Genomic DNA, 20,240 nt, shown 5'->3' with positions numbered 1-20,240 from the left:
AAAAACCAGGGCTAGTCCTTGGTTTTTATTTTCACTTTCAGAAAGTATAAAATTTCTATTGATGAAAGTATAAGAAAAACCAAGGCTTCCGCCGGCGTCTAAAGACTTGGCGCAAGCCAAGTTTTTCTAATAAAAGGTAGGATGATGTAATGGTGGTATGTTTACCTTACAAAAACCTAACACTAAAAGTAATCGTTTGCATTCTAGCTATAAATATGGGAAAATGTTAATGCTCATAGATTATTTTTCCACCGTTTTGGAGGGTTTGCATAGATGTCGGAAGTTATTCGTTATCAATCACAAAACAAGAAAATTGGCGAAGGAAAATTCGTGTTTATCCAGTCGTTCGGTTGTCAAATGAATGAGAGGGATGCCGAGTCCTTGTCGGGTATGTTAGGGGACTTGGGCTACCAACCAACAGAGTCCCGGGACAAAGCTGATATTATTTTGTTAAATACCTGTTGTGTACGGGAAACTGCTGAAAGCAAAGTTTTTGGCTTACTGGGACGTTTACGAAAGTTAAAGGTAGCCAAACCAGACCTCATCTTAGGTGTCTGTGGCTGCATGCCTCAACAAGAGGATGTGGCCAAGAGAATACGACATAGTTTTCCCTTTGTGGATCTTATTTTTGGTACCCACAACATTCATGAATTGCCCCGGATGATTTATCAAATCCGCGAGAATCAAGAGGCAGTGCTGGAGGTTTGGGCTACTGAAAAGGGCATTGCCGAAAATGTACCTGTTCAAAGGAAGGATAAGTTAAAAGCTTGGGTTACTATCATGTATGGCTGCAACAATTTTTGCACTTATTGTATCGTCCCTTATGTCAGGGGACGGGAACGCAGCCGTACACCGGAAGACATTAGGCGTGAAATTGAAGAGTTGGTGCAGGAAGGTTATCAAGAGGTTACATTACTGGGACAGAATGTTAACTCCTATGGTAAGGATTTGGAGCAAAACTACCGTTTTGCCGATTTACTACTGGATTTAGATAAGATTGAGGGATTGAAACGTATCCGATTTATGACCTCTCATCCCAGAGACTTTGATGATAAATTAATTGAGGTAGTAGCCTCTAGTAAAAAAGTGTGCGAGCATTACCATTTGCCTGCCCAGGCTGGCAGTAACCGCATTCTCAAAGCGATGAATCGGGGCTATACCAGAGAGCACTACCTGGAGTTAATTGCCAAGATTAAGAAGTTTGTGCCCAATGCCAGCATTACTGCCGATTTAATGGTGGGTTTTCCCGGAGAGACGGAAGAAGATTTTCAAGATACCCTGGATTTGGTACGTCAAGTTCGTTATGACAGTGCCTTTACCTTTGTTTATAATATTCGCACCGGTACACCGGCAGCTACCATGGAGCAGGTACCAGAGGAAATTAAAAGTGAGCGCATACAAAGGCTTATAGAATTGCAGAATCAGATTTCCTTGGCAAACAATCAGGCGGATGAAGGGAAGATCCTAGAGGTTTTGGTAGAAGGGGAAACCAAGAACAACCCGGATCGTTTGGCCGGCCGTACCCGGACCAATAAATTAGTGGTTTTTACCGGGCCGCTAGAAATATCTGGGAAATTGGTGCAAGTGAAAATCACCAAGGGTAGACCAAACTTATTAGAGGGAGAACTGGTGCTAAACAGTACCATAGGATAATTCTCTTATTCCAAGTTAGGGAGGTGAAACGATTGGCTGATATGGTTTTAGAAAAAGCTCTTGAACTGGGTAAACTCATCGCTGAGTCTGATAAATACAAAACCATGCGTGAAAAAGAAGCAGCTATGATGTCCGATGTGGACGCCATCATGTTCATTGAAAAGTTTCAGGGCTTGCAACAGCAGCATCAAATGCTGCGGATGCAGGGCAATGAATTGACCGAAGAGCAATTGAATGAAGTGTATGCTCTGGAAGATCAAATGATGTCCCATCCCTTAATTCGTGAATTTGCCGAGATCCAGGAGAACTTTCAAAAGTTCCTTGGTCAGGTCAATGAACGCATTAGTGAGGGCATTGAAGGGAAGCCCCCGGAAAGTCACGGTTCTTGCAGTTGCTCCAGTTGCGGTCCTAGTTCTTGAGGCTAAAAAAGGTCGTAGGTCTACGACCCTCATGGATAAAACCTCCCACCCGGGAGGTTTTTCTTTTGGGCAGTTTGGTTCGTTATGGTATAATTGGGAGCGGGAGGGAGATATTCGTGGCTTTAACTCCGATGATGCAGCAGTATTTAGAGATAAAAAGACAGGCTCCTGATGCCATTTTGTTTTTCCGACTGGGTGACTTTTATGAAATGTTTTTCGAAGATGCTAAACTAGCTTCCCGGGAACTGGAAATTACCCTCACCGGTCGGGAGGCTGGGGAACCGGAACGTATCCCCATGTGTGGTGTACCCTTTCATGCTGCGGAAAATTATATTAGTAAATTAATTGAAAAAGGATATAAAGTAGCCATCTGTGAACAGGTGGAAGATGCCAAGGCTACCAAGGGTCTTGTACGGCGAGAAATTATTCGTGTGGTTACCCCCGGTACGGTCATTGAAGGCAGTATGTTGCAAGAGAAGGATAATAACTATCTGGTTGCCGTCAGTGAACTGAAACCTAATCAATATGGTATGGCAGTGACGGATCTTTCCACGGGATTATTCCAGGCAGCAGAAATGGCTGGCCCCTGGGCCTTAGATAGCCTGCTGGATGAGATCGCCAGGCTGTCTCCCCGGGAGTGTATTTTGCCAGAGGCTCTGCGGCAGCAGGGAAAAGTTGCGGACACTTTGCGTTCTCTGCCGTCTACCATCCTAACCATTTTACCGGAAGAGTATTTTGCCTTGGAGAGTGCCTCGCAAGTGTTGCAAGAGCATTTTTCTTCTACGGATATTTCCGCTTGTTTAGCCAATGCCGCCCTAAGTACCGCAGCAGGCAGTTTGCTGCAGTATCTGCTGGAGACGCAGAAAAGGCAGCTGACACATATTACAGAGATTACCACCTATTCGCCAAAGGCCTTCATGATTTTGGATACCATTGCCCGACGTAACCTGGAAATTTCTAAGTCGTTGCGGGATGGCGAAAAAAAGGGTTCCCTGCTTTGGGTGCTGGATGTTACCAAAACTGCCATGGGAGGGCGACTCTTAAAAAGCTGGCTGGAACAGCCCTTAATTGATCCTGCTAAAATAGAAGAACGTCTGGATGCTGTGGAAGAATTGGTGAATTCCCTGCTGTTAAGGCAGGAGGTTAGCGAATCCCTTAAACACATCTATGATTTAGAAAGACTCACAGCCCGAGCTGCTTACGGTACTGCCAATGGCCGGGACCTGTTGGCGTTACTTTCCTCCTTGCAGAAACTGCCAATCATCGATCAGACCTTGCAGAATGCACGAAGCAGTCTATTACAAAGGATGCGCGGGGAGTTTGATACGCTGGAGGATATACAACAACTTTTGATTTCAGCTCTGGCTGAGAATCCGCCTGTTTCCTTGCGAGATGGAGGTCTGCTAAAAGAAGGCTTTCATCCCGAGGTAGATCAATTACGGACAGCCGCCAGGGATGGCAAGGCTTGGTTGGCCGGCTTGGAGGCCAGGGAAAAGGAAAGGACGGGTATTAAGAGTTTAAAGGTTGGTTTTAATAAAGTTTTTGGTTACTATCTGGAAGTAACCCGCTCCAATTTGAATTTGGTACCGGAGTATTACCAGCGCAGGCAAACCTTGGCGAATGCTGAACGGTTTATCACGCCGGAATTAAAAGAATATGAGAGTTTAATCCTAGGCGCCGAAGACAGGCTGGTGGAATTAGAATACAACCTGTTTGTTGAAGTTAGGAATCAGGTAGCCGCTGAAGTCAGCCGTATTCGCCGTACCGCCTCTCTGGTGGCTCAGGTGGATGCCATTGTTTCCTTGGCAGAGGTAGCTGCACGGCAGGGGTATAGCCGTCCGCAAATCTGTCATGACGGAATTATCGATATCAAGGAAGGCCGACACCCCGTGGTAGAACTTACCCTGGGACCCGGCGGGTTTGTACCGAATGATACCTACTTGGATCATCAGACGGAACGCTTGGGCCTGATCACCGGACCCAATATGGGAGGCAAAAGTACCTACCAGAGGCAGGTGGCTCTGCTGGTACTAATGGCTCAGGTGGGTAGCTTCGTCCCGGCAACCTTTGCTAACATCGGCATCGTGGATAGAATTTTTGCCCGGGTGGGAGCTTCGGACGATCTAACCTCCGGGCAGAGTACCTTTATGGTAGAAATGTTCGAAACCAAGCAAATCCTGGATCATGCTACCCCAAAGAGTTTGGTTATTATTGATGAGCTGGGGAGAGGGACTTCTAACTTAGAGGGAATGGCGATTGCTCAGGCAGTGATCGAGTTTTTGCATAATCAATTAGGCTGCCGAACTCTCTTCTCGACTCACTATCATGAACTGGCAGAACTAGAGGGGATACTGCCTGGATTAACCAACTATGCCACAGCGGTTAAGGAAAAGGGCAATGATGTAGCCTTTTTACGTAAAGTGGTACGCTCCAAAGCCAGCAAAAGTTATGGTGTGCATTGTGCCAAGCTGGCAGGCTTGCCTGGGAAAATCCTGCAGCGGGCCAGTGAACTGGTGAGTCAGTTGGAACATCACCAGCAGGCCACCCGGGAAGTGGTTGCTGGCAAAGGTCAGGTGGCGGTTGCGGCAGAGGAGCAGTTAGCTATTTTTAGTGAAAAGCACTCCGATGAACTCATAGAAGAAATTCTTGCTTTGAATATTTCCAACATGACACCTTTAGAAGGTCTTACTTATTTAGATAAGATACAAAAAAGATTACGAGAGAACTAAGGTGCCCATTTTTTTAGAAGGAATAGTATGATAAACTGATAGAATAGTGTCCATTGGATAACTATAAATGTTGTTTACTGATGGATATTGTTAGTTTTCGAAGGAGGTGAGGAGGCCCATTATGTTTATCGGCATTGATGTTGGGGGTACCTGTACAGATGCAGTTTTGCTGGATGGTAGTGCTGTACGGGCCACTGCTAAGGTGGAAACCCAAGAGGATTTACTGATTTCACTGGGTGATGCACTGGACAATTTATTAAAGGGGATACCGGGTGACAAAATTGAACGGGTTGTCTTCAGCACCACCATTGTTACCAATTTAATTGCCGAAAAAAAATACGACCCAGTGGGAGTGATTATACTTCCTGGGCCTGGCCGAGCCTTCCTAGAGATTCGTGAACAGAAGGATGTTTTCGTCTTAAACGGCGCTATTGATTACCGTGGCAGGGAAATTATTCCTCTGAAAACTGAAGAACTTGCCGAAGCTGTGGACTGGCTGAAGAACCAGGGTTACACGAGGGTAGCCGTGGTGGGTAAGTTTTCTACCCGCAGTAATGTCCACGAGTTAAAAGTGGCTGAATATATTAAACAGCGTCATCCAGAGTGGTATGTGGAGATGGGACATCGGGCAGGGGGTAAATTAAATTTTCCCCGCCGGATTGCGAATACGGTGCTTACCTGTGCTACCCGAGAGAAATATCATTATTTTGCTAATGCAGTTCGGGATGCTTTGGCTCGCCGGGATATTACCGCCGGGGTCTTTATTCTGAAGGCCGATGGGGGCACCTTACCTCTGACAGCCTCGGAACAGGTGCCAGTGGAAACGATTTTTTCCGGTCCTGCAGCCAGCACCTTAGGGGTACAGGCCTTAACACCTCCGGGCGAAACTTCTCTGGTGGTGGATATCGGAGGTACCACCACAGATCTGGCTTTAATCCTATCCGGTCAACCACTGCTGGCTTCCCGGGGTGCTAAAATCGATGATCGTTATACCCAGGTACGGGCCCTGGCGGTAAATTCAGTACCGGTGGGCGGTGACAGTGTTGTAGAGCGAGTGGGCCAAGAATTCATTATTTATTCGGAACGGGTAGGCCCTGCCTACTGCTTGGGTGGACCGTTGCCCACGCCCACCGATGCCCTCCGCGTGATGGGTATTACTCAAATGGGGGATGTGGACCTGGCCAAGGAGGCTATGAGAAATCTTGGCGCACCGATTGGTATGGGCATTATGGAAGTGGCCCACACCATCATCGAATTAGTTATTAACACCATTGTCACGGAAATTGATCGCATGTATCTGGAATGGGAGCAAGAACCGGCCTATCGTGTGTGGGAAGTTTTGCAGAAGAAAAAATTACGGCCCCAGAATGTTGTGGGAGTAGGGGGAGGAGCTGCGGGATTGGTACCGCAGATCGCTTCCAGATTAGGCTGTATACCCATTTTACCACCCTATACGCCGGTGGCTAATGCCATCGGAGCGGCAGTGGCGAAACCGACCCTACAGGTTAGCCTGTTGGCAGATACGGAGCGGAAAATTTATATTGTCGAAGAAGAGGGCTATCAGGGTAATTTGGCAGATACCATAGATGAAATCTCAGCCGTGGAACTGGCTAAATCTTGGCTGTGGAAAAGGGCGGCAAATATGAATCTGACTGAATATGTGCAGGAGATTGAGATTATCGGTCAAGATGTGTTTAATATTGTACGGGATTGGCAAACCACCGGTAAACTGTATCAAATCTCTGTCCAAACACCCAGAGGAATTCTCGGCCATATTGGTTCCGGGGGGAGGTTGCTGAAATAATGAAAAAGACCGGCATTATTTTCTTTCCTGCCTTTGACTGGGCCATTTCCCCTACCCACCCGGAAAGGGAAGAACGACTTTTATATACGAGAGATCAAATCTTTGAAGAGGGTATTTTGGACTTGCCGGAGATCGAAGAATTTCCACCACGGCTGGCAAGTCTGCACGACATTTCACGGGTACATTTTTGTGTACCCACCGTCAGTGAACAGGTATTGGAAGCACACCGCATTGCAGCGGGTTCGGCCATGAGCTTGGGGGATAAAATTATCAATGGTGAGATCAAAAACGGGTTTGCCCTGGTACGCCCTCCCGGGCATCATGCTATGCGGGTAGTGCACGGTAACCGTGGCTTTTGTAGTATTAATAACGAAGCGGTATTAGTGGAGTATCTACGACGCACCTACGGGGTAAAAAAGATTGCCATTGTAGATACGGATGTACACCATGGAGACGGTACCCAGGACATTTTCTATCACGACCCTGATGTGCTCTTTATTTCCTTTCACCAGGACGGACGCACTATTTACCCCGGTACTGGTTATACCTATGAACTGGGTGGACCTGGGGCCTATGCTAGCACCATCAATATTCCTCTACCCCCAGGAGTAACTGATGCGGGCTTGCATTATGTGATGGATCACCTGATACTGCCTATATTAAAAGATTGGCAGCCGGATTTTGTGGTGAACTCAGCCGGTCAGGATAATCATTTTTCTGATCCCCTGGGCGAGATGCTCATCAGCGCTCAAGGCTATGCCCGGCTAACCGAGAAACTAAAACCAGACTTAGCCGTTTTGGAAGGCGGCTATGCTATAGAGACTGCTTTACCCTACGTAAATTTGGCTATTTTGTTGGCTTTGGCGGGCAAAGACTATACCTCGGTGGTTGAACCGGGATATTATCCAGGGATGTATCAAGAAAAACCTCAGGTTTCTGCAGAGATTCAGCGGGTGGTGGAAGAACTCAACGAAATTTGGGCCAATCGTCATAAGCTGGATCGACTGTCCTTGACCAACGGTAAAAAATTCTACCAACGCAATAAACCTATTTATTACGATACTCAGTTTATCGAAGAGAAACAGATCGAAAAGGTCTATGTGTGTTCCCATTGCCCAGGTTATCTAATCATCGACTCCCAGGCCTACCATCCAGATAGTAAGCGATACCGCATCTTGGCCATTACCATTCCTATCCAGGGTTGTAAAGCTTGCCAGGAAGAGGGTTGGAAACTATATGAGCAGTGTAAAGAGGATTATCGTTTTAACTATGTGTACCTCCAGGATAAGTCCACGGACACCTTTATGATGTTTCAACGCGAGGAACAAAGAGAAGTACGCTCGGACGGTTAGAGGTGAGTATGTTTGAGTAAAATTCTTCTGCTGGACGAAGCTACAGCCAACCAGATTGCTGCTGGGGAGGTTGTGGAGCGTCCAGTTTCTGTGGTTAAGGAATTAGTGGAAAACAGCTTAGATGCCGGAGCCAACCGGATCAGCGTGGAATTAGTTGAAGGTGGCGGAGATTGCATTAAAGTAGTGGATAATGGTAGTGGTATGTCTGCTCAGGATGCGACCCTTTGTTTTCAACGTCATGCCACCAGTAAAATTAAAATGGCAGAGGACTTAAACCATATTCTCACGCTGGGTTTCCGGGGAGAGGCTATGCCCAGTGTGGCTGCTGTGGCCAGGGTTACGCTGGTGACCCGCCAACAGGATGAAGTGGCGGGTACCATGGTTTTTGTCGAAGCGGGAGAAATCAAAGAAGTATCCCCCGTGGGCTGTCCGGTGGGCACCTCCGTTGAAGTAAGGGATCTTTTTTATAATACACCGGCCAGGAGAAAGTTCCTCAAGACTGCCACCGCCGAAACAAGTCAGATAAGTGATTTACTATCAAGGATTGCTCTGGCCAGGCCTGATGTCCGCTTTGAACTGCGCAGTGGTGCCAGGGTGCTTTTTTTTAGCCCCGGTACCGGTTCCATTAAAGATACGGCTGCCAGTATTTTTGGGGCAGAGAATGTACGGAGTATGCTGGAAGTTAACTACCAGGGTTCTCTGCTATCCATCACTGGCTTAATCAGCAAGCCGGTGTTGACCCGCGCCTCCAGGCAATATCAGAATTTCTTTATTAATGGCCGCTATATTCGCAGCGGGTTTATTTCTGGTCTTTTGTCTCAGTCCTACCAAACCTTGATTCCTGCCGGGCGCTTTCCCATGGCTGTTCTCCATTTACAGCTAGATCCTGCTCAAGTAGATGTTAATGTTCACCCGACTAAAATGGAGATACGATTTGCCAATGAGAAGGAAGTACAGGGGAATGTATTGGAGGCTCTCAGCCAGACTTTGAGCTTACCCAAGGCTATTCCTGGTTTTTGGGAAGCCATGCCCAACAGAAAAATGACGCCTCCTGCGGAGGCTAGCGTTGAAACCAATGGACGACCGGCCAAAGCTCCGGGTGAGCAACCCAAAGAAAGCCCTATTGCTGAGATTACCATAGATACAGCCAAGGTGGAAGCCAAGGCTGAAATACCTGTTCAAAGTAAGGAACAATTGAGGTTTCCTCTACCGTTACAACATCAGTCAGCCAAAGAAGCTGTGACTTCAACAGAACCACTTTTTAAGCCTGTGGCAAAAGCAACCCCACAAACTGTGCCAAACCAGGCAATTTCGGAAGGCAGCAGCCCTTATCAAGCCGCAGAGGATACTGTATTCCCCTATCTAACCCCCATCGGTCAGATTCCTCCTACCTATGTTCTGGCCTATGGTGAGGTAGGGCTATACATTATTGACCAACATGCGGCCCATGAAAGGGTGCTCTATGAAAGGTATCACAAGTTATTACAGCAAAATGCCAGAGCCCAAATGTTACTGCAGCCTATTACCTTAGAAATTCCCCATCATGAAGCGCAACTGGTGATCCAGCATATTTTGGATTTTCAGGAGATCGGCTTTTTATTGGAACACTTTGGTGGAGATACTTTTTTACTACGGGGAGTCCCGGATCGTGCTTCGGATGCTTCGGCCAATGTATTCTTGGATTTATTGGCCAGACTACAGGAATACCCGGAGTCCAGGTTTAACAAGGGCTTCGTCATTGAACAGTTGGCGGTGTCCATGGCCTGCCGAGATGCTGTCAAGGCTAAAGCACACCTTGGCAATCCAGAGATTAAGGCGCTTTTGGAAGGATTAGCCCATTGTCAACAGCCCTTTACCTGCCCTCACGGTAGACCTACGTTGATTCAAATTACCCAGGAGGAGCTGAAAAAAAGGTTTAAACGATGAAGGATTCTTTGGTGATAACAACCGGTATCCGCAGTGGCCAGCAATTGGCAGCGGAGGCCGTAGCTCTTAGCCAGGAGCTACAGGTGCCCTACCTGCCGCGGGATAAACAATCCCTGCAGGCCATCCGGGAACAAAGCGGAGCCAATATCATACTGATGGTTAGAAAAGAAAGATTATCTTTAGTTGTTGATGGTAAAGAATTGTTTTTTCATCCAGGATTAGCTAAACTGCGCATAAAGGAAATACAGGCTGGGAAAACTGACCAAATGATTCGTGCCATGGATTTAAAGGAGGGGGATACCCTTTTGGACTGTACCCTGGGGTTAGCTTCGGATGCCTTGGTGGCAAGTTATGTGGCAGGTGCCAGAGGTAGGGTGGTTGGTCTTGAGGATTCCCGTCCAGTGGCGGAGATTGTGAGCAGAGGGTTACAGTCTTATCGTGGGGAAAAGCCGGCGATGCTTGAAGCCATGCGGAGAATTCAAGTGTACCATGACCATCACGTACACTATCTGAAGCAACTACCAGATAATTCCTTTGATGTGGTATATTTTGATCCCATGTTTCGGGAACCCCAGGAAAAATCCAGTTCCCTGTCACCATTACGTCCTTTGGCTAACCACCATCCTTTATCACCGGAGGCTGTTCGGGAGTCAATCCGTGTTGCCAGAAAGAGAGTTGTGATGAAAGAAAGAAGTCAAAGCCAGGAATTTTTTCGGTTAGGTTTTCATACTCTTCAGGGAGGACGCTATTCCCCGGTGGCCTACGGTATTATCCGGAAGGGGGGAGTGGAACAGTGAAATCCTTAAAACCCTTGGTAGTAATTGTGGGACCGACGGCTGCGGGTAAGACCGAAGTGGCTATAGAATTGGCCAAGAGGCTCCAGGGAGAGGTTATTTCTGCTGACTCCATGCTGGTTTACCGGGGTATGGATATTGGCACAGCGAAACCAACTCCCGAAGAGATGCAGGGTATTCCCCACTATATGATTGATATTGCCAATCCAGATGAAGAATTTAGTGTGGCTATGTTTCAAAAGGGGGCGGAGCAACTGATCGAAACCATTACAGAGCGGGGCCATCTCCCCTTTCTGGTGGGTGGTACCGGCCTCTATGTGAGATCAGTGATAGACCATTATGACTTTACCCCGGCTCCCAAGGACGATACGTTGCGGCAGAAACTTATGGAGGAAGCTGCCAATTTAGGTCCTTTGGCCATGCATCAAAAATTGGCTGAGGTTGATTCTGCTACGGCAGCCCGTCTTCATCCAAATGATACAAGACGTGTTATTCGGGCGTTGGAAGTATACTATCAGACGGGCAAACCCATCACCGAATATCAGTACAACGATAAAGTAAACCAGCCCAAATATCGACTGTTCATGTTTGGATTAACCATGGATCGGCAATTATTATATAGAAGAATTGAACAGCGGGTAGATTTGATGGTAACCCGAGGCTTGGTGCAGGAAGTGAGAGCTCTGCAAAAAAAATATAGTACCCTAGGGACTGCCTTACAGGGTCTTGGTTACAAAGAAATCATTGCCCACTTAGAAGGGGCATGTACCCTGGAGGAGGCGCTGGAAACCTTAAAACGGAACACCCGTCGCTTTGCCAAAAGACAACTTACTTGGTTTAGAGCGGACAAGAGAATTCAGTGGATAGAATTGGAAGAGTTTACAGATCGTAGCGAAATTGCAAAAGAAATTGCCCAAAAAATAGCAGGAGAATTAGTAACTGTGTAGAACGTAAGAAACCTAGAGAGAAAATATTTGTATGGAGGGAACCTTCATGACTAAACCTCAAATTAATTTGCAAGATGCCTTTCTGAATCAAGTAAGAAAAGAAAATATTCCTGTAACCATATTTTTAATTAATGGATTTCAATTAAAAGGTATGGTGCGAGGTTTTGATAACTTCACTGTGATCTTAGAAAGTGATGGCAAGCAACAGATGGTGTATAAGCATGCCATATCAACCATAAGCCCCTTGCGTCCGGTAAATACCTCCTTCTCGGAAAATAAACCTGTCTAAAGTAAGGTTGATTAGCCTCTCCGTTGGAGGGGCTTTTGATTTTATGGTCACTATTTAAACCTCCAAGCGTATACTGTTTTAGAGTCATGCTATTTGGTAGTAGAAAACAGTATTTACCCGGAGGTGAACTCCTTGGTGAAGATAAAAATGTGGCAAAATCAAAATCCACCTAATCGGCCGGAGCCGCCTAAATCACCAAGTTTTATCAAGAAGCCTGTCTTGCCGTCGAGACAAACGGCCCAGGAAAAGACGATCAGCCAGGAGGAGTTAAGCAAAAAGGCGGCTCAGGAAATATTAGGGGAACTGGATTTGCTTATCGGGCTCTCTGGTGTGAAAAAGCTGGTTCATGAGATCCAAGCCTTTGTCGAAATTCAAAAATTAAGACAGAAGGAAAAGTTGATTTACGAGCCTATGGTTTTGCACATGATTTTTAAAGGCAATCCGGGTACTGGAAAAACGACTGTGGCCAGAATCGTTGGCCGTCTCTTTAAAGAGATTCATGTCTTACCGAAGGGGCACCTCATTGAGGTGGAACGGGCCGATCTGGTGGGGGAGTATATCGGTCATACCGCTGCTAAAACCCGGGATCAGATTAAAAAAGCCCTAGGCGGCATCCTGTTTATTGATGAGGCCTACTCGTTGGCCAGAGGCGGCGAAAAGGATTTTGGTAAGGAAGCTATCGATTCTATGGTGGCTAGTATGGAAAACAACAAAGACAATCTGATTATTATTCTAGCGGGCTACCAGGATGAGATGGATTATTTCTTAGAAACCAATCCGGGGTTACGTTCTCGTTTTCCCTTACATATCACCTTCCCGGATTATAATATTCATGAGTTGATGGATATCGCGGATCTGATGTTAAGTCAGCGGCAATATGTGTTGGCTCCTTTAGCCAGGGAGGAACTCATTAAAATTATTGAAAATTTAACCCGAAAACATGAACACAGCGGCAATGCCCGGTTGGTACGTAATCTTATTGAAAGAGCCATGCGGTATCAAGCGGTGCGCCTGGTAAACAAAAGAAGCATCTCCCGAGATGATTTAATGACGATTCATAGAGAAGACCTGACTGGTGCACAGGAGGAACTTTAATTCTTCCGGTGTACCAGTAAATCGCAGCATTGGAGGAAGTACGTGACAATCGATCAATTGGACAAACTAGCAAGTGAAGTAGAAACTGAAGTGCAGCCCATTTACCGGATTATTGAAGCCCGGGCTATGCAAAATCACGCCCGTGTCTTAGCAGGCTTTCACCTGGCCCGTACCTCTGATTACCATTTAAGAGGAACCACCGGTTATGGTTATAATGATGCCGGTCGAGAAACCTTAGAAAAGATTTATGCCCACGTCTTTGGTGCCGAGGCTGCCTTGGTAAGGGGGCAAATCGTATCGGGTACCCATGCTATTGCCATTGCCCTTTATGGTTTATTACGGCCCGGAGATGAACTATTGGCCGTACAGGGTTCGCCCTATGATACCTTGGAAGAAATTATTGGGAAACGAGGGGACGCTCCCGGTTCCTTAAAGGACTACGGTATTCGTTACCGTCAGGTGGAGCTTACTCCTAACGGCAACTTGGACTGGTCGGCTATTGAACAAGCTTTACATAGCAAAACCAAGGTGGTTATGGTGCAGCGTTCCCGGGGCTATGCCTGGCGGCCTGCCTTAACGCTGGAAGAGTTGCAGAAGCTGATTGAGTTTGTGAAATCTCGCTGTCCTAACACTTATGTTTTTGTCGATAACTGCTACGGAGAATTGGTAGATACGGCGGAACCACCAGCAGTGGGAGCCGATTTGGTGGCAGGATCATTAATAAAAAATCCCGGTGGCGGCTTGGCACCCACTGGTGGTTATATCGTGGGCAAAAAGGAACTGGTGGATTGGGCGGCCAATCGTTTTACTGCTCCGGGAATCGGTGCGGAAGTGGGACCAACCTTGGACCATCAGAGGTTGTTAATGCAAGGGCTTTTCTTAGCTCCCCATACCGTAGCCGAAGCTCTTAAGGGAGCTGTTTTTGCCGCAAGGTTATTTGAAAGATTAGGCTTTCACGTCTCCCCGGCCTACGATGAACCGCGCTACGATATTATCCAATCCATTGCCTTGGAAACTCCGGAGCGGTTGATTGCCTTCTGTAGGGGGTTACAGGCTGCCTCACCGGTGGATGCCCATGCTTTGCCGGAACCAGATTATATGCCTGGCTACGAGGACGATGTGATCATGGCCGCTGGCACCTTTGTACAAGGTGCTTCGATTGAACTAAGTGCAGATGCACCCTTGAGAAAACCTTACGCTGTCTATCTACAAGGTGGCTTATCCAAAGAATATGTTCGTCTGGGCGTTATTTCAGCTGCCAGAAATGTTTTAAAGATAGGGTAGGTTTTAATGAAATAAGTATCGAATGGGTATATAATAAGGTGAGACATTTTGTCTCACCTTATTTATCAAACGCCCTTAAGACCTCACCTCTGTAGGTAGGGATCTTAAGGGCGTTTGATAAAAGGGCTCATTGAATGATAACGATTATTGGAGGGATACCGCTTTGAGAGAATACCGAGTTTTATCTCCCACCGCCATATTGGGTTATGGTTTTCCGGAAGAATCCTTTCAGGCTGGTCTAGACAGAAAACCCCACTTAATTGCTGTTGACGCAGGTTCTACCGATCCTGGCCCATATTACTTGGGTGCCGGTGTATCTTTTACCGACCGGGCTGCTGTTAAAAGAGATTTAGAGTTAATGATTGAAGCAGGCTTGCAGTTGGATATTCCGGTTGTTATTGGTACGGCAGGGGGGTCCGGTGCTGAGGTTCACTTGCAATGGAATTTGGATATTATTAAAGAATTAGTGCTGGAAAAGGGCTGGCAATTCCCTTTGGGTGTGATTCATGCGGAGCTTGAACGGGAGACCGTATTACAAGCCTACCGGGAGAATAAAATAGCCCCTCTACATCCTGCCCCGGAGTTAACCGAGGCAGAGATAAACGCTGCGGAACGTATTGTAGCCCAGATGGGTCCGGAGCCGGTAATGTCGGTCTTGCAGCAGGGAGCAAAGGTAGTATTGGCAGGACGAGCTTACGATCCGGCGGTTTTCAGTGCCGGAGCGTTATTAGCTGGATTTGATAAAGGATTGGCCATTCACATGGGGAAAATTTTAGAATGTGGAGCCATCGCCGCTTCCCCTGGCAGCGGCAGTGATTGCCTACTGGGAACGCTACGGGAAGATTGCTTTATTGTGGAACCCCTCAACCCAATTCGTCGTTGTACACCTACCTCGGTGGCTGCTCACACACTTTATGAAAAGACCAACCCGTATGTTTTACCGGGTCCGGGCGGCATCTTAGATTTGAGGGAGACCACCTTTACACAACTCTCTGAGCAAGCGGTTAAAGTAACCGGGAGTAAATTTGTCCCTGCAGAACCCTTTGCTGTTAAGCTGGAGGGGGCCAAACGGGTAGGCTATCGTACAGTTTCCATTGCCGGTTGCCGCGACTCAATTATGATTGCCCAAATAGATCATATTGTCGAGGCTGTCCGGGAAAGGGTTGCGGACAATTTTAAAAAATACGGGTATCAATACTTTCTGCATTTTACGATTTATGGCAAGAACGGTGTCATGGGACAGTTGGAACCCAATTCAGATATTACTAGCCATGAATTAGGGATTATCATTGAGGCAGTGGCAGAGACTCAAGAAATTGCTAACACTATTTGCGGTTTTGCCCGGTCTACGATGCTGCACTATGGCTATCCTGGTCGAGTGGCTACGGCAGGCAACCTGGCCTTCCCCTATTCACCTTCGGACTTTAAAGCCGGTCCGGTTTATAATTTTAACATCTACCACCTGTTAGAAGTGGTAGATCCTTTGGCGTTATTCCCAGTGGAAATTATGAAAATGGGGGAAGATCAATAAATGGCTAAAATGAAACTGCCAGAACTAGCTTCAGTAATTAGAAGTAAAAATTCCGGCCCCTATGAGCTAACGTTGGATGTTATTTTTAAGGACAAAGCGACCTATGAGGCAGCTTGTCGCGCCCAGGTGATCAATAAAACCACCATAGCCAAGCTATACGGCATTGGTGAAGAGGACGTGATCTCCATCACGCTGTTTGCACCGGCCAACGCCATCAAAGCAACCATTGTACGACCCTATCCCTCCGGTGCTTTGGGGGAAACGGATGTTTATGGTGCTCAGCAGCATGCCCCGCTATTAAACTTAGAAGTAGAAATAAAAGTGGAATAAACTTATTCGAACTTTCGGCAAAAACTGCAAAATTTCGAGCAATATCTCACGAGAGTGAGCAATGTAAGAAAATCTTTAATTTTTGTTTGTATTTAGATTATTTACAAATTTAGTTTATAGACTATATAATACAAATATAATACAGAAATTAGATGAGAGGGGATAAATCTTTTGTTCCGAAATGATGATCAACCCATGTTCAACATAGGGGTAATTGCAGAGTTGCTGAAAGTTCATCCCGAAACGTTAAGGATTTGGGAAAAGCATGGTTTAGTGGAACCCTCACGCCGTAATAAACAGCGTTTATACAGCAACAATGATGTTAAGCGCTTACAGTTTATTCATTTTCTAATCAATGAAAGGGGTCTTAATATTGCAGGTGTGCTGCAAATTATCACCATGTACCCCTGCTGGAACATCAAAAACTGTAATGGCGGCAATGCTGAAAAAGGCGAGAAGGTGAATTACAGCAAACCGTGTTGGAAAGAACAGGGTACATATTGTTATGTCATCGAAGATAAAGCGGATCATTGCAGTTCCTGTCCCCATCTTAAGGATTGTCAAGAAGTCAATTAAAGCATAAAAAAAGGAGTGCCGCTAAAACTACTTTAGAGTAGCAAGCGACACTCCTTTTTTCTTAAATTTTATAAGGTACTTGTGTCCAAAATGTAGTTATCTTTTGGGCTTCAGAAAACATAATGAGTAGTATTTAATTTCATATAGAATTGTATGCCAAACAATTCTTAGGTTTCAACAGTTCAAAGCAGGTGGTACAATTTAATTATTATATGGCATATTAAAAGAAGTGGAGAGCTTTTCATGATTATAACACAGGCAACCATGGATGATTTTGAGGGAATCCTCTCTTTAATTAGAGCCAACCATATTAATTACATCAGCGAGAGAGATAAACCTGACGGTTTTGTGACAACTAATTTTACAGATGCACAGCTTGAGGCACTAATTGTCAATGAACATGGTGTCACGATTGCAAAGGAGAACGGCAAAGTTCTCTCCTTTGCTATGGCCGCCTCCTGGGAGTTTTGGGTGGAGTGGCCGTTCTTCGCCTGCATGATTGAAAAATTGCCCGAATTTACATTTGAGGGTCAGACATTGACAAGGCAAAATTCTTATCAGTACGGGCCGATCTGCATTGATAAATCTGTTAGGGGAACAGGGTTATTTGAACGGGTGTTCTACGCTTCATTAGCCAGTATGAGAGAACGCTATCCAATCATGGCGACATTTATTAACCAGATTAACCATCGCTCCTATGCAGCACACACCAAAAAAGTCCCTCTGATGACGCTGGGAACCTTTCAGTTCAATCAGAACGATTATTATCTGATGGCTTGTTCAACCGCTCTGACACAAAAGTAGCATAAGCGGATCATGGCAGTTTCTGTCCCAGGTTAAGGATTGCCAGGAAGTTAATGAAAGCATAAACAAGATTTAATTATTGAGAGGAAGAACATGTTAGGAATTTTGAGCAGCTTTGCTGGCTCTGTGAGATTCTTAGCATGTTCTTCCTTTCTTTTTTTACGGCTTTTTGCTTCGTGTTCTCTGGCGCACATGATCCGGCATTTTTAAATAAAGCTTTGACCTAGCCCATATCAAGGTGAGCTTTATCTGAAAATAGCAGAGTAAAATATAAAATACTCAACGCATATATGTTCAGCATTGTTAATGAGGTTAACATTGACAATGCTTTTTGGATAGTTATATACTTATTTGTAGATTAGCCTTAATTAACTAATTGAGGTGATAAAATCCATTGAACTGGGGGGGACCTAATGGCTGAGTTACTCTTAAATAATGCTGATTGGCAGTTTAAAAATGAAGTGCTGCAAAAAATGTGTACAGATAAGCAGCGGCTTGATTTGTATAACTGTCTTACCTGTGGTATGTGTAGTGCTGGTTGTCCATATAACGGTGTTCATGACAATTCCGATCCTCGTCTAATTCTTAGAGAGATTTCCCTTGGACTAAGGGATAAGGTTTTAAATAACAAACTAATTTGGACATGTACAATGTGCGGGCGCTGTACAGTTGAATGCCCGATGGGGGTGGATGTGTCTACCGTGATCCGCACACTTAGAGGCAATTTCGGGCTGACTTCACCGGGATTTTTACAAGATGTCGTGAATGCCCAGATTAACACCGGGAATCAGATGGAGGTCACCAAGGAGGAATATCTGGATACCCTGGAATGGATGGAGGAAGAGCTTCAGGCTGAAGTGGGTGATCCCAACGCTAAAATACCGGTGGATAAGGAAGGCGCAGATTTCCTTTTCCTTTGGGACCCAAGGGAAGTAAAATATTATCCCCAGGATATCCAGAGTATTGCTAAAATTTTCTGGTACGTAGGTGCCAATTGGACCTGCAGCAGCCAGTGGTGGGATGCTACACATTACGGATTATTTAACGGAAATGACGAAGAATCTACCATACTTATGAAGAGAATTGGTGACGAAGTTAAGCGGCTAAAGGTGAAGGAATTGGTAGTGACTGAGTGTGGCCACGCCACCAGAGCCCAAAAATGGGGTCCTAAGGTGTGGACGAAAGATCCCTTTTATCCGGTAAAAAGTATTATAGAGAAATATAAAGAGTGGTTTGATGAAGGCATTTTACATGTCGACCCGACTGTAAACACGGAGCCTGTTACCCTGCATGATCCTTGTAATATGGTACGTAAAGAAGACATGGGAGAGATCCTGCGCTATGTTTTAAAGAAAGTTGTTATGGAATTTAGAGACATGACTCCCAGCGGCAAGTACAATTATTGCTGCGGTGGTGGTGGCGGTTTATTGGCTTTGGGTAAAGATATTCAACCCTATCGCTTGGCCAAGGGTAAGTTAAAGGCCGATCAAATTACTGCCACAGGCTGTAAAATTGTAGCTTGCCCCTGCCATAACTGTTGGGATCAGCTCACCGACACGATTAAACACTTTAAGGTAGATGCTAGGCTAGCTCACTTGCATCATTTAATTAGTCCTGCCTTAATTTTAGAGAAAAGGACTAAGGGTGTGTAAGAAATGAGCTGCCAGCTAAATTGCGGTAAAAAAACGCACCAAAAACTATTAATTGGTGGGCGAAGCCGCATTGGTAAGATAATCGCCATAACTGGCGGCAAGGGTGGCGTAGGAAAGTCTGTCATAACCTCCTTAATGGCCGTTAGCCTTAGTAACATTGGCTACCGGATTGGCATTCTTGATTGTGATTTTTATTCTCCTTCTATCGCAGACATTTTTGGACTAGGTCCAGGTACGATAAGTAAAGATAGTGAGTATCCGGATAGTAGTATCTCAGGCATTAAGATTTTATCAATGGGTTTACTTAAAAATAATTTAGAACAACCTTTAGTGTGGAGAAGTATCGCTTCCTGTACGATGCTTAAAGAATTTTGGCAGACCACCCATTGGGGCGATTTAGATTTCTTATTTCTGGATCTGCCTAATAATAGTGACTTGCAACTGACCGTATTTCAGGAATTTCCCCTGGATGGACTTATCTTGGTAACAAATCATCAAAGGGCAGTGATTCAAGCAACCAAGAATGTCTACGAATTGGCCGGGGGATATAACATCAATACTCTTGGCCTGGTTATGAACATGGCCTCTTTCCAGTGCCCCAGCTGCCAATCTAAAGTAGGGCTACGGAATGAACTAATAACCAAACGTTTAACAGGATTATCACAGTTACCTGTCCTAGAGGTTCTCCCCTTTGACCTCAGCTTCCTATCGATATGCGAAGAAGGGAAAATTGAACTGGCAACTACCAGTGCCTTTCAAACGATTCCAGGCCTTTTAAAAACAAACGAATTATTTTGTTAAAATTAAAAAGACCAACCAGCATCAAGAAAATAGTTTTTTGACAGTAATTCTAAATTTCAGGGACATGATGTGGCATCAGTAACTTATACGTCAACTGCGAGCCGTTGTTAGAAAATAAAGTTTGATACTAAAAAATACAGATGTATACTAGTGTATCTATAAATTTAGAATGACCTCCATCCTTAGAAAGATTGGGGGTCATTCGTTATTATTAGGAGCGGTACTATACAGATTTGCGTTAATATTATTCGACA

At 45.5% G+C, this 20,240-nt stretch carries 17 protein-coding genes; all 17 read left to right on the top strand.

The features are described 5' to 3' along the window. The first annotated feature begins 273 nt into the window (after positions 1-273). Positions 274-1,653, top strand: coding sequence for a tRNA (N6-isopentenyl adenosine(37)-C2)-methylthiotransferase MiaB (gene miaB / locus BUA78_RS13900; RefSeq protein ID WP_072915670.1), 1,380 nt, complete (start codon positions 274-276; stop codon positions 1,651-1,653). Positions 1,654-1,694: 41 nt separating this feature from the next. Then, positions 1,695-2,072 (top strand): YlbF/YmcA family competence regulator, encoded by a 378-nt coding sequence (locus BUA78_RS13895; RefSeq protein ID WP_238456832.1) that lies wholly within the window; start codon positions 1,695-1,697, stop codon positions 2,070-2,072. 131 nt (positions 2,073-2,203) lie between these two features. Further along, positions 2,204-4,801, top strand: coding sequence for a DNA mismatch repair protein MutS (mutS, locus tag BUA78_RS13890; protein WP_175549030.1), 2,598 nt, complete (start codon positions 2,204-2,206; stop codon positions 4,799-4,801). A 121-nt stretch (positions 4,802-4,922) separates the two neighbouring features. Next, entirely contained in the window at positions 4,923-6,605 is a 1,683-nt protein-coding gene (locus BUA78_RS13885) for a hydantoinase/oxoprolinase family protein (protein ID WP_072915665.1), read from the top strand. Next, positions 6,602-7,957: a histone deacetylase family protein gene (locus BUA78_RS13880; protein WP_072915662.1), complete on the top strand. Its 1,356-nt coding sequence runs from the start codon at positions 6,602-6,604 to the stop codon at positions 7,955-7,957. Before BUA78_RS13885 ends, BUA78_RS13880 begins: the two co-directional genes overlap by 4 nt. 12 nt (positions 7,958-7,969) lie before the next feature. Further along, on the top strand, positions 7,970-9,883 hold the full coding sequence (mutL, locus tag BUA78_RS13875; protein ID WP_072915659.1) for a DNA mismatch repair endonuclease MutL: 1,914 nt from the start codon (positions 7,970-7,972) through the stop codon (positions 9,881-9,883). Next, a complete protein-coding gene (locus BUA78_RS13870; protein WP_072915657.1) occupies positions 9,880-10,680 on the top strand; it encodes a class I SAM-dependent methyltransferase in 801 nt (266 codons plus the stop codon). Before mutL ends, BUA78_RS13870 begins: the two co-directional genes overlap by 4 nt. Beyond that, on the top strand, positions 10,677-11,624 hold the full coding sequence (gene miaA, locus BUA78_RS13865) for a tRNA (adenosine(37)-N6)-dimethylallyltransferase MiaA (RefSeq protein WP_072915654.1): 948 nt from the start codon (positions 10,677-10,679) through the stop codon (positions 11,622-11,624). The genes BUA78_RS13870 and miaA overlap by 4 nt, the downstream gene beginning before the upstream one ends. A 46-nt stretch (positions 11,625-11,670) precedes the next feature. After that, the gene (gene hfq, locus BUA78_RS13860) at positions 11,671-11,913 is read left to right on the top strand and encodes an RNA chaperone Hfq (RefSeq protein WP_072915652.1); all 243 of its coding nucleotides are present in this window, start codon (positions 11,671-11,673) and stop codon (positions 11,911-11,913) included. A 132-nt stretch (positions 11,914-12,045) separates the two neighbouring features. Beyond that, a complete protein-coding gene (locus BUA78_RS13855; protein WP_072915760.1) occupies positions 12,046-13,008 on the top strand; it encodes an AAA family ATPase in 963 nt (320 codons plus the stop codon). Positions 13,009-13,050: 42 nt separating this feature from the next. Further along, positions 13,051-14,292, top strand: a complete 1,242-nt coding sequence (locus tag BUA78_RS13850; protein WP_072915649.1) for a methionine gamma-lyase family protein — start codon at positions 13,051-13,053, stop codon at positions 14,290-14,292. 163 nt (positions 14,293-14,455) lie between these two features. Further along, complete coding sequence (locus tag BUA78_RS13845) at positions 14,456-15,823, top strand: acyclic terpene utilization AtuA family protein (RefSeq protein ID WP_072915647.1); 1,368 nt, start codon at positions 14,456-14,458, stop codon at positions 15,821-15,823. Beyond that, the gene (locus BUA78_RS13840) at positions 15,824-16,153 is read left to right on the top strand and encodes a DUF4387 domain-containing protein (RefSeq protein ID WP_072915644.1); all 330 of its coding nucleotides are present in this window, start codon (positions 15,824-15,826) and stop codon (positions 16,151-16,153) included. It abuts the gene before it with no gap. 171 nt (positions 16,154-16,324) lie between these two features. Then, positions 16,325-16,729: a MerR family transcriptional regulator gene (locus tag BUA78_RS13835; protein WP_072915641.1), complete on the top strand. Its 405-nt coding sequence runs from the start codon at positions 16,325-16,327 to the stop codon at positions 16,727-16,729. A gap of 243 nt (positions 16,730-16,972) precedes the next feature. Then, a complete protein-coding gene (locus tag BUA78_RS13830) occupies positions 16,973-17,533 on the top strand; it encodes a GNAT family acetyltransferase (RefSeq protein ID WP_072915639.1) in 561 nt (186 codons plus the stop codon). Between the two features lie 413 nt (positions 17,534-17,946). Further along, positions 17,947-19,185 carry a (Fe-S)-binding protein gene (locus BUA78_RS13825; protein ID WP_072915636.1) on the top strand — a complete coding sequence of 413 codons (1,239 nt, stop codon included), beginning with the start codon at positions 17,947-17,949 and terminating at the stop codon, positions 19,183-19,185. A 3-nt stretch (positions 19,186-19,188) separates the two neighbouring features. Continuing rightward, the gene (locus tag BUA78_RS13820) at positions 19,189-19,986 is read left to right on the top strand and encodes a P-loop NTPase (protein WP_072915633.1); all 798 of its coding nucleotides are present in this window, start codon (positions 19,189-19,191) and stop codon (positions 19,984-19,986) included. The last annotated feature ends 254 nt before the right edge of the window (positions 19,987-20,240 follow it).

This window comes from Desulforamulus aeronauticus DSM 10349 (genome assembly GCF_900142375.1).
Classification (GTDB): Bacteria; Bacillota; Desulfotomaculia; order Desulfotomaculales; family Desulfotomaculaceae; genus Desulfotomaculum; species Desulfotomaculum aeronauticum.
This window is presented reverse-complemented; position numbering and strand designations above follow the sequence as displayed.